This is a genomic window from bacterium (assembly GCA_024228115.1).
Lineage (GTDB): Bacteria > Myxococcota_A > UBA9160 > UBA9160 > UBA6930.
The window spans coordinates 1-9,254 of record JAAETT010000450.1 but is presented as its reverse complement, the minus strand read 5'-3'; the positions used below and the strand labels follow the sequence as shown (position 1 = coordinate 9,254).

General features: G+C 64.2%; 10 protein-coding genes. 4 read left to right on the top strand and 6 right to left on the bottom strand.

The features are described 5' to 3' along the window. Nucleotides 1-134: 134 nt before the first annotated feature. Nucleotides 135-623, bottom strand: a complete 489-nt coding sequence (locus GY937_19450) for a hypothetical protein (GenBank protein MCP5058883.1) — start codon at nt 621-623, stop codon at nt 135-137. A 47-nt stretch (nt 624-670) separates the two neighbouring features. Between GY937_19450 and GY937_19445 the strand changes: the two genes are divergently transcribed. The 4 genes from GY937_19445 to GY937_19430 are packed head-to-tail and all read left to right on the top strand — an operon-like array spanning nt 671 to nt 4,597. Next, complete coding sequence (locus GY937_19445) at nt 671-1,654, top strand: hypothetical protein (protein MCP5058882.1); 984 nt, start codon at nt 671-673, stop codon at nt 1,652-1,654. A 14-nt stretch (nt 1,655-1,668) separates the two neighbouring features. Then, a complete protein-coding gene (locus GY937_19440) occupies nt 1,669-2,721 on the top strand; it encodes a TRAP transporter substrate-binding protein (protein MCP5058881.1) in 1,053 nt (350 codons plus the stop codon). Between the two features lie 2 nt (nt 2,722-2,723). Continuing rightward, complete coding sequence (locus GY937_19435) at nt 2,724-3,245, top strand: TRAP transporter small permease subunit (protein ID MCP5058880.1); 522 nt, start codon at nt 2,724-2,726, stop codon at nt 3,243-3,245. Nucleotides 3,246-3,286: 41 nt separating this feature from the next. Further along, the gene (locus tag GY937_19430; GenBank protein MCP5058879.1) at nt 3,287-4,597 is read left to right on the top strand and encodes a TRAP transporter large permease subunit; all 1,311 of its coding nucleotides are present in this window, start codon (nt 3,287-3,289) and stop codon (nt 4,595-4,597) included. Between the two features lie 103 nt (nt 4,598-4,700). Here the strand turns inward: GY937_19430 and GY937_19425 are convergent, their stop codons facing one another. The 5 genes from GY937_19425 to GY937_19405 all read right to left on the bottom strand — a co-directional run bounded on the left by GY937_19425 (nt 4,701) and on the right by GY937_19405 (nt 8,765). Beyond that, on the bottom strand, nt 4,701-5,411 hold the full coding sequence (locus tag GY937_19425; protein MCP5058878.1) for a hypothetical protein: 711 nt from the start codon (nt 5,409-5,411) through the stop codon (nt 4,701-4,703). Beyond that, nucleotides 5,398-6,078: a hypothetical protein gene (locus tag GY937_19420; protein ID MCP5058877.1), complete on the bottom strand. Its 681-nt coding sequence runs from the start codon at nt 6,076-6,078 to the stop codon at nt 5,398-5,400. Before GY937_19420 ends, GY937_19425 begins: the two co-directional genes overlap by 14 nt. A gap of 103 nt (nt 6,079-6,181) precedes the next feature. Then, a complete protein-coding gene (locus GY937_19415) occupies nt 6,182-6,577 on the bottom strand; it encodes a hypothetical protein (protein MCP5058876.1) in 396 nt (131 codons plus the stop codon). A gap of 104 nt (nt 6,578-6,681) precedes the next feature. Further along, entirely contained in the window at nt 6,682-7,500 is an 819-nt protein-coding gene (locus GY937_19410) for a crotonase/enoyl-CoA hydratase family protein (protein ID MCP5058875.1), read from the bottom strand. Beyond that, nucleotides 7,500-8,765 (bottom strand): HlyC/CorC family transporter, encoded by a 1,266-nt coding sequence (locus GY937_19405; GenBank protein MCP5058874.1) that lies wholly within the window; start codon nt 8,763-8,765, stop codon nt 7,500-7,502. Before GY937_19405 ends, GY937_19410 begins: the two co-directional genes overlap by 1 nt. Nucleotides 8,766-9,254 lie beyond the last annotated feature (489 nt).

Sequence of the window (9,254 nt, the reverse complement as noted above, 5' to 3'; positions counted from 1 at the left end):
GTCAAGTCAATCCGATACCGCTTCTTCGACATACGGGCCCCATGAATCGGCCCGCGACACGGCGAGAACCGATTGGCTGCGGGGGACGCAGTGCTTAGCATGACAACACTTCCGCCTTTGGTCGATACAAGGGACTAGGTTCGTAGGGAGACGCTCCGCTCGCCCTCGCCGACTTCGGGGATCCAGACCTGGCTTCCGTAGGCGGTCCCCAGCCAGATGCCCGTAGTGCAGCGGAAGATCCGCTTGCGGGGCTCGTCGCCATAGAGCGTGACTTCGATCTCGTCGAGTTCGTACGCGTCATCCCGGGTGGCGCTTCGGCTCGATTGCTTGCGCAAGTAGAGGCGATCGATGCCCTCGAATCCGACGTAGAAGTAGGCAGGATCATTCCAATCGGCGTGGGCCATCTTCGGCCGCTTGGAGCCTGCCGTGGCCTCCTCGTCCCACACCTTGCCGAGGCAGTACTTCACCCGCGAGCGGCGCTCGAAATCATCGAACCAGGCCACGTCGAGGGGAAACTCCCGTCCGCCGGCGGTTCCGGAGACACCCAGGTAGAGCGCGTCATTCGTTCCGGCTTCCCGTGCGGTTCCGGTGTTCAGCTGGATCACGATGCCTCGAAGCGTCACGTTGGATCTCCTCTGAGTCGGTTAGTATACCGCCTCGAGGAGGATCCATGGCCAAGATCATCGGGAACATCGAGCCGGAAGACGACTACATGCACGAACTCGGCCCCGAGCCGAACTTCAACGAGAGCGCATACTACAACTTCTTCGATCACGAGAAATCGCTGGGTGGTTGGTTCCGGCTCGGAAACCGGGCCAACGAAGGCAACGCCGAGATGACGGTCTGCCTCTACCTTCCCGACGGACGGGTGCTCTTCACCTTTCGCCGCGCGCCGATCGACGGCAACGATGCCTTCGACGCGGGCGGGCTTGCCTTCGAGGTTCTGGAACCGACGGAGCGCCATCGCACGACGTTCCAGGGGAAAGTCGTGGAGCTCGCCGAGCCCCGGGACATGGCCGAACCCCGCCGCGCCTTCAAGGACAACCCCAAGAAGGAAATCGCGTTCGATCTCACTCATGAGGCAGTCGGGCCGCTCTATGGCAGCAAGGCCACGAAGAAGGAACACGAACGTGATGCGGAGGAATCCTTCGCCAAGGCCCATTTCGAGCAGCACATGCACGTGACCGGCTCGCTCGAGTTCGACGGAGAGACAATCGACATCGATGGCTACGGCCTGCGCGATCACTCGTGGGGCCCGCGCTACTGGCAGGCCATCCATTCCTACGAGTGGCTCACGCTCAACTTCGGGCCGGATCTCGGCGCCATGGTCTCGGTGATCCAACGAGATGCGGAGGGCAAGGAGCGAACCGCGGGTGGCGTGCTCGTGCGCGGCGACACGATGGAGCGACTCGTGGATGCCAGCATCGAAGCCGAATACGAAGAGAACGGCCTCTACCACAAACAGGTGACGGCAAAGGTCAAAACCGAAAGCGGAGAGGAGCTCACGATCGAGGGAAAGGTCGATGGCTTCATCCCCCTCCGAAACCGACGCGAGGGCATGACGACGCATATCGGTGAGGGCATGACAACCTGGACCCTCGGCGATCGAACGGGCCACGGATTGTCCGAGTTCCTTCGGCAAGTCGACTCTTGAACTCAGATCGACCGGTGGATTCCGCTCGGCGCGTCGCTACGTGCGCCATCCTTCCGTTTCTGGCCTGCCTGCTGCTGGCAACGCACGCGTCCGGCCAGAACGTGCGCCTCAAAATCCAATCGGCCTGGAGCCGGAACATGCCGGTGCTGGGCGAAACGATCCGCAACTTCGAAGCTCGCATGAACGCCATGGAAGGCCACGGAATCCGCTTGCGGGTCTACGATGCCAACAAGCTCGTCCCCACCCTCCAGATCATGGACGCCGTTTCCTCGGGTAAGGTCGATGCCGGCTTCGCCTTTCCTGGCTACTGGATGGGAAAGCTACCGGCCGCGGCGGTCTTCGGTGCCGTCCCCTTCGGACCGGAAGCACCCGAGTACCTGGCATGGTTGCATGAAGGCGGGGGCCTCGCCTTATGGGAGGAGATCTACGGCAAGCTCGGTGTCGTACCGATCCCCTGCGGCGTGATCCCGCCGGAAGCCTCGGGTTGGTTCCGCGAACCGATCGAAAGCCCGGCCGACCTCCATGGCCTGAAGATTCGTTATGCGGGGCTCGGCGGGAAGGCGATGGAAAAGCTCGGAGCCTCGATCACGATGCTCGCGGCCGGCGACATCTTCCTTTCTCTGGAACGGGGCGTTCTCGATGCCACCGAATACTCGATGCCCGCCGTCGACAAACCCCTGGGCTTCTACAAGGTGGCCAAGCACTACTATTTTCCGGGTTGGCACCAGCCGTCCTCGATCATGGAACTGGTGGTGAATGCGAAGAGCTGGGCGAAGCTCTCGGAGGCGCAGCAGGCCGCCGTTCGGACCTCATGCGACGCCTCGACCCTTTGGAGCATGACCCGCGGCCTGGCCGTCCAGGGGGAGGCCCTCGCCTTCTTCGAGCAAGAGGGGGTGACCATCCACAACTGGTCTCCGGAAATGATGGCGCAATTCAGATCCGCAGCTGGGGAAGTCATGAAGGAAGCCAGCGCGGCTGACCCGGACTTCAAGCGGGCATGGGATTCGCTCCAGGCCTTTCGCGCCAGCTACCAGCCCTGGGCCTCGATCGCGACACCCGAGGACTAGGCTTGCGCAGCAACCTTCGGTTGTTTGCCGACAGCGTCTCGAACCTGTCGAATGCGGTAGGTAAGGCGGCCTCCTGGCTCTATCCGGTCCTCGTCGTCGTGATGATCATCAACGTGGCACTTCGCTACGGGCTCGGCCGCGGCTTCATCGAACTGGAAGAGCTTCAGTGGCATCTGTTCGCAGCCGCTTTCCTGCTCGGCTTCGCCTACACCTACGTGGCCGATGAGCATGTGCGGGCAGACATCCTCGCGGCACGTCTCACGCCCCGCGCACGCGCTTGGATCGAGTTGCTCGGCTGCCTGCTGCTGCTCTTCCCCTTTGCACTGATCGTCACCTTCTACGCATTCGACTTCTTCCTCCAATCGTTCCAATTGGGCGAGCGTTCGGAGATGCCGAGCGGCCTGCCCTACCGCTGGATCATCAAGGGCGTGCTCTTCCTGGCCCTCGCCCTGCTGAGCCTGCAATCCCTCGGCACGGCGGCCAGACAAGCGCTCGTGTTGTGGCCTGAGCGCGAGGAACGCTGAGCCCCGTGGAAGGTGACCTGAACGTCCTCTTCGTGGGCCTGATGTTCGCGACGTTCGTCGCCCTCTTGCTCTCGGGGTACCCGGTGGCGTGGGTACTCGCGGGAACCGGCGTGATCTTCGCGTTGGGCGGGGAAATCCTGAACAACCACGGCTTCCTGGTCGATGCGGATCTCTCGACGCTGGGCCTGGTCGTGAACCGCATCTACGGAACGATGTCGAACTACGGGCTCGTACCGCTCCCACTCTTCGTCTTCATGGGTCATATGCTCGACCGAAGCGGGATCGCGGCCGACCTGCTGCGCGCCATGCAGGCACTGATGGGCCGCCTGGCAGGCGGGCTGGCACTCGCGGTCACTCTCCTGGGTGTCGTCCTGGCAGCGTCTACCGGAATCATCGGCGCTTCCGTGGCCCTGCTCGGCACCCTGGCGCTGCCGGCCATGCTCGACGACGGCTACCAGCCGGAACTTGCGGTCGGCACGGTGGCCGCCGCCGGCTGCCTGGGCATCCTCATCCCGCCGAGCATCATGCTCGTCCTGATGAGCGATCCGATGCAGCTCTCCGTCGGCGATCTCTTCCTCGGTGCGGTCTTCCCCGGCCTGCTGCTGGCCGGGCTCTATCTCGCGTACCTGACCCTCCGCTGCCGGCTTCAGCCGCATCTTGCACCGCCCCACGCCGGAAGCGCTGGCCGGGCTGCGCTGAATGATGTGATCCGTGCCCTCCTCCCGCCCCTGGGGCTGATCATCGCCGTCCTCGGCTCGATCTTCTTTGGCATCGTATCCCCCTCGGAAGCGGCTGGCGTCGGTGCGCTCGGCGCGACCCTGCTCGCCTTCGCACGCCGGCGCCTGGACCGGAGAATCGTCCGCGATGTGTCGCAGGCAACAGCGCGCACCACGTCCTTCATCTTTGCCATCTTCCTCGGCGCCACCTGCTTCTCCGTAGTGCTTCGGGAACTCGGCGGTGACGAGGTGATCGAAAGCGCGATCACCGCCCTGCCCTTCGGCCCGACCGGCATCGTCGTCTGCTTGATGGGCCTGGTCTTCCTGCTGGGCTTCTTCCTCGACTGGATCGAAATCACCTTGATCGTGCTGCCCCTGATGGAGCCTGTGACCCTGGCACTCGGGATCGACAAGCTCTGGTTCACCATGCTCGTCGCGGTCTGTTTGCAGACCTCGTTCCTGACCCCTCCCGTTGGCTTCGCTCTCTTCTACCTGAAGGGCGTGGCGCCACCAGGAATCGAACTGGGCCATATCTACCGCGGGGTCGTGCCGTTCGTCTTGCTCCAGCTCCTCGGGCTGGCAGCTCTCTTCGTATGGCCGGGGCTCGTCACATGGCTGCCCGGAGTGGCCTTCTAGAGCGAGAGCGGGGACGTTCTTTCCGCTGTTTCCGTTACGGAGGAACCCGCTCTGCGGGTTCCTCCGTAACGGAAACAGCGGAAAGAACGTCCCCGCTCTCGCTCTAACCCTTGCTTCGAAAGAACGCGAGGTGCACGAAGGGAACGAAGAACGCGTAGTAGAGCTGATTCGGCACCAATCGGATGGCCCATCCCTCGTCGAGGCCGGCCAGGATCATCACGTCGGCAGCGGCCCAGAGCGCGTAGTAGGCAACGACATAGCCCAATACGATGCGCAGGAAGGTGGACCGCTCGCCGCCCTCACCGAGCCGGGCGGGCACGACCCTGCGCGCGAGGACGAGCGCGACGACCACGAACGAACTCTCGTGGAGGAGCCAGAGGACCTGGCCCGGAACGCCACCCGTGGCGCGATCGAGTGCCGCGTTGCCGAAGCCTGCGACCAGCGGCACCAGCGCAGTCAAAGCTGCCGCACGCCCCGCGGTGCGAGCAAGACCGTCGGCCGGAGCCAATAGATGGAGAACGAGCCAGTAGACCCGGAAATCTCCCAACAATACGAACGAAAGCCCGAGCGCCGTACTCGCCGTCGGATGGTCGACTGCTTTGGCCAGGGGCCCCGTCGCAATCGGATCGAGCATGGTCTCGACCGCGAAGAGCAGGAGCCAGCCCGAAACGAAGCGCGCCTCGCCTGGAACGGCACCGCCTCGGGGTGCCTGGGTCGCGGCGCGCATCGCCAGGTAGGCGAAGGGCACGACCAGCAGAGCCCAGGGCCATTGCCAGCTGGCGTAGTAGAACGCGTTCCAATCAAACGCGTCCAAGCTTGCTCCCCGTGGCGCGAGGCCGCTCCGGCAGCGAAGAGACTCGCTTGCGCTTGCGGAACCTCCCGAGCCCGTCGATCAGCGGGTTCATCCAGCCCGTCACGACACAAAAATGCGTCTGATGTCCGCCCCGGTGGTGGAGGGCGTGATGCGCAGGTGAGAGCAGGAGTCGATGCCGCTGCAGCCATGAGAGGGGTGCGGGCACCCGTGCCAGATGTGACCAACGATGAATCGGATTGCTGAGCAGTCCGGCCGTGGCGAAAGCGCCCAGGAATGCCAGACCGAAGCTTGCACCGGCGGAGCCGCCGAACGTCGGCGCGAACCAGACCATCAACGCCAGCACAGGCAAGAGCAGGAGCGCGTTGTTCCCGGTCACTTCCAGGACGCCGTGGCGGGTGATCGCGGCGGGATCCTCGTGATGCTCCCGGAAGGGCTGGATCAACATCCCCCCGATCCATGGCGTGCTTTCCTCGAAGCATCGATCGCCGATCCAGTGAACGACACCGGTTGCGAGATCCGCAGCGGCGATCCCAGCCACTGCACCAAACGCGATCCAGCCGATGGCTCCTGCGGAAGGCGAGCCCAGGCGGGTCGCCACCCAACCCGAGGCCAGCGCGAACGCCGTCAGGGAGATGGCGTCGAAGATGACGAGCCGGCGGCTTCGCACACGGCCATGGTAGACCGGCACCAACGACGACGCCCCCCGTCCGGAAGGACGAGGGGCGTAGAGATCTCGCGCGAACTCATGGCTCGCAGTGCGGAACGCTGAGCTAGAAGCTCACGCTCTCTCCGCCGAGCTGCCGGGTGAAGTAGTTCACCTCGACCACCTTGCCCGACGAGCCGCTGAAATAGACGTCGCAGGTGTAGGCCTGGCCCTTGGACGCGCCAGCGCCGGCACCGATGAACGGGATCGGAATCGGAAGGCCCACGCCCGTGTTCTGGACGTACTCGAAATGCCAATGCTCCCGGCCGCCGGACTTGCCGGTCGCGCGGGGCTCGGCCTCGAGAACCTCCAGGACCTTGTCCTTGCTCATCCCCTTCTTGAGGTTGGCAGCGTTGTCGTAGTTGAACTTGTTGCCCGAGCGCGAAAGGCCCAGGCTTGCGCAGCCAAGGGTCAGGGTGAAAGCAAGAATGGAGATCAGGGCGACCCCACGGTTCATGGTCATGGCCGAAGCCTCCTTGAAGGAATGGCGGGTGGAATTCCGGTCCTATCGGGTGTCTGCTCGGAGAGCTTGAAGCGAGGCGCAACTCCCGGTGGAACCCATCAGAATCATTCCAAATTTTTCGCCCGGGGCAAACCCCGAGGAGCCTCCCCGGGTGAATCGAAGTGGCCGTGCCGGCCGGCGCCTTCCCGGAAGCGGGTGGCGCCCTCCTGCGTCTCCCCGCTTCGTATGACCTCGATGCCCAGCTCGTACTCGCCCAGCAGGCCATCCGGAACCGCCCGATCCCATTGCTGAATCGCCGAGAGTCGATCGGCACGCATGCAGCGCTGGGGAAATGCCGCGATCTCCCGGGCCAGGCTCTCCGCCTCAGAGCGGGCCGTGCCATCGGGCACCCGCCGATCGGCGAGGCCCATGGCGAGCGCCTCCGCCGCCCCCACGGGCCGCCCCGTGAGGATCATGTCCATAGCGCGTCCGTGGCCCACGATGCGAGGCAACCGCACGGTGCCGCCGTCCACCAGCGGAACACCCCAACGGCGACAGAACACCCCGAAGGTCGCGCTCTCCTCGACGACTCGAAGATCACACCACACCGCAAGCTCGAGCCCGCCCGCAACCGCATGGCCTGCGACCGCGGCGATCACCGGCTTCGTGAGCGCCATGCGTGTCGGCCCCATCGGCCCATCGCCCTGCTCCGCAACGCGATTCGCGCGGCCCTCGGCTTCCGAGACGGCCTTCAGATCGGCTCCCGCACAGAACGTGCCGTGCTCGCCGTACAAGATGGCCACTCGAGCCTGCTCGTCGGCTTCGAAATCGCGAAACGCTTCGGCCAACGCCTCGGCGTGCTCACGATCCACCGCATTGCGACGTTCCGGCCGATCGATCACGACCGTAAAGATCTCAGCGTCCCGCTCCGTCCGTATGGCCATCAGCCGGTTGCCTCCCGCGGGCTTCCGCGAGCCACCCTCACGCGAGTAATGCGGCTTCCAGAAACTCCGACGACGGTCACGGTAAAGCCCTCGAGATCGGCGCGGTCGCCCTGCTTCGGAGCATGACCGAGCGTATTGAAGACCAGACCGCCTAACGAATCGCCTCGTTCGGCGGGCACATCCCAGCCCGTCTCCCGATTGAAATCGAGCACTTTCACCCGTCCCAGCGCCTCGAAGGCTTCGCCGCCGACCTCCCGGATCGTCTGAAGCTCCTCCCGATCGAACTCGTCGCGAATCTCTCCGACGATCTCCTCGAGGATGTCCTCCGCCGTGCAAAGGCCGAGTGTCACGCCGAATTCATCCTTCACGAGTGCCATGTGCATGAAACTGCGCTGCATCTCCTGGAGCAGCCTCAGGATCGGTTTTCGTTCCGGCACGCGAAGCACCGGCTTCAGGATATTTGCGACGTCCGTTCCGCCCTGGCGCACCAACTCGATCAGATCTTTCAGGTGCACCATGCCAGCCACGTCGTCGATGTCTCCCGTGTAGATCGGAACCCGCGTGTATCGCTCCTCGAGCACGCTTTCGAGCAATTCCACAGGCGGGATCGAGACAGGGAAAGCGATGATCTCGGTACGGGGCACCATGATCTCTTCCACCGTCATGTTGGCGGCACCCGCCGTGGCACCGATGATCGCCAGCGGCGTCCCTTCGGGCTTGCCGTTCGCGTTGGCGCGCGCGATCCGCAAGACGGCCTCGGTCGCCGCGGCGGTATCGCTTCCTTCTTGTTGCCCGCCGACGCGCCGGACCACAGGCTCCACGAGACGATCGAAGACGACGTGCACGGGCCGCAGCACTTGATGCAGCACGTAGATCGGAAGAGCCACGGCAAACCCGATCCTTCGCGGGTGGCTGGCGGCCGCCGCTTTCGGCAGGACCTCGCAGAAGACCAGCACCAGCATCGTCATGACGACCGTGGAGACGAGAATCCCCGTTCCCTCTCCGAGGGCGTGGATCGCCAACACGGAGGCGGCACTGGCGGCCAGGATGTTGACCATGTTGTTGCCGAGAAGAATGGTGACGAGGAGGCGAGACGTGTGATCCAGGAGATCCCTCGCGGCCAGGGCGGCCGGGCCTCGCAAGGCCTTCACTTCCTCATCCAGGTCATGAGGCGCAAGCCTCAGCAGCGCGGTCTCGCTGCCGGAGAAGAACGCCGAGAGCAACAGACATACCACGATCACGATCACCAACGACAATGCGTCCACGGGACCTCCATGGGCCAGGGCGCGTAGTTCATCCTACGCAAGCGGCCAACGCACGAAAAACGGCATCGCAAGGGGGCCGGTTCGACCAGAGTGCTGGAAACCGGGACCGAAGGGTCTTTGGGGGCGACGCGTTCATCGACCCTTAGAGGCTAGGGCGCCTCCCCATGCCGGGCAAACCCCGCGAGTTCACTAGCAGGCTGCGGAAAAACCCCTCCCGTCGCCTGGCACGCGTCTTTTCGGCCCACTCTTCGTTGCGAAAGCTTGCTGGGGCTCGCCCCAGCTGCGCTTCCGCGCCTCGATTGGACCGAAACTCCACGCACCCGGCTCGGTCCGGAGTTCTTCCGCAGCCTGCTAGTCCCTTGTATCGACCAAAGGCGGAAGTGTTGTCATGCTAAGCACTGCGTCCCCCGCAGCCAATCGGTTCTCGCCGTGTCGCGGGCCGATTCATGGGGCCCGTATGTCGAAGAAGCGGTATCGGATTGACTTGAC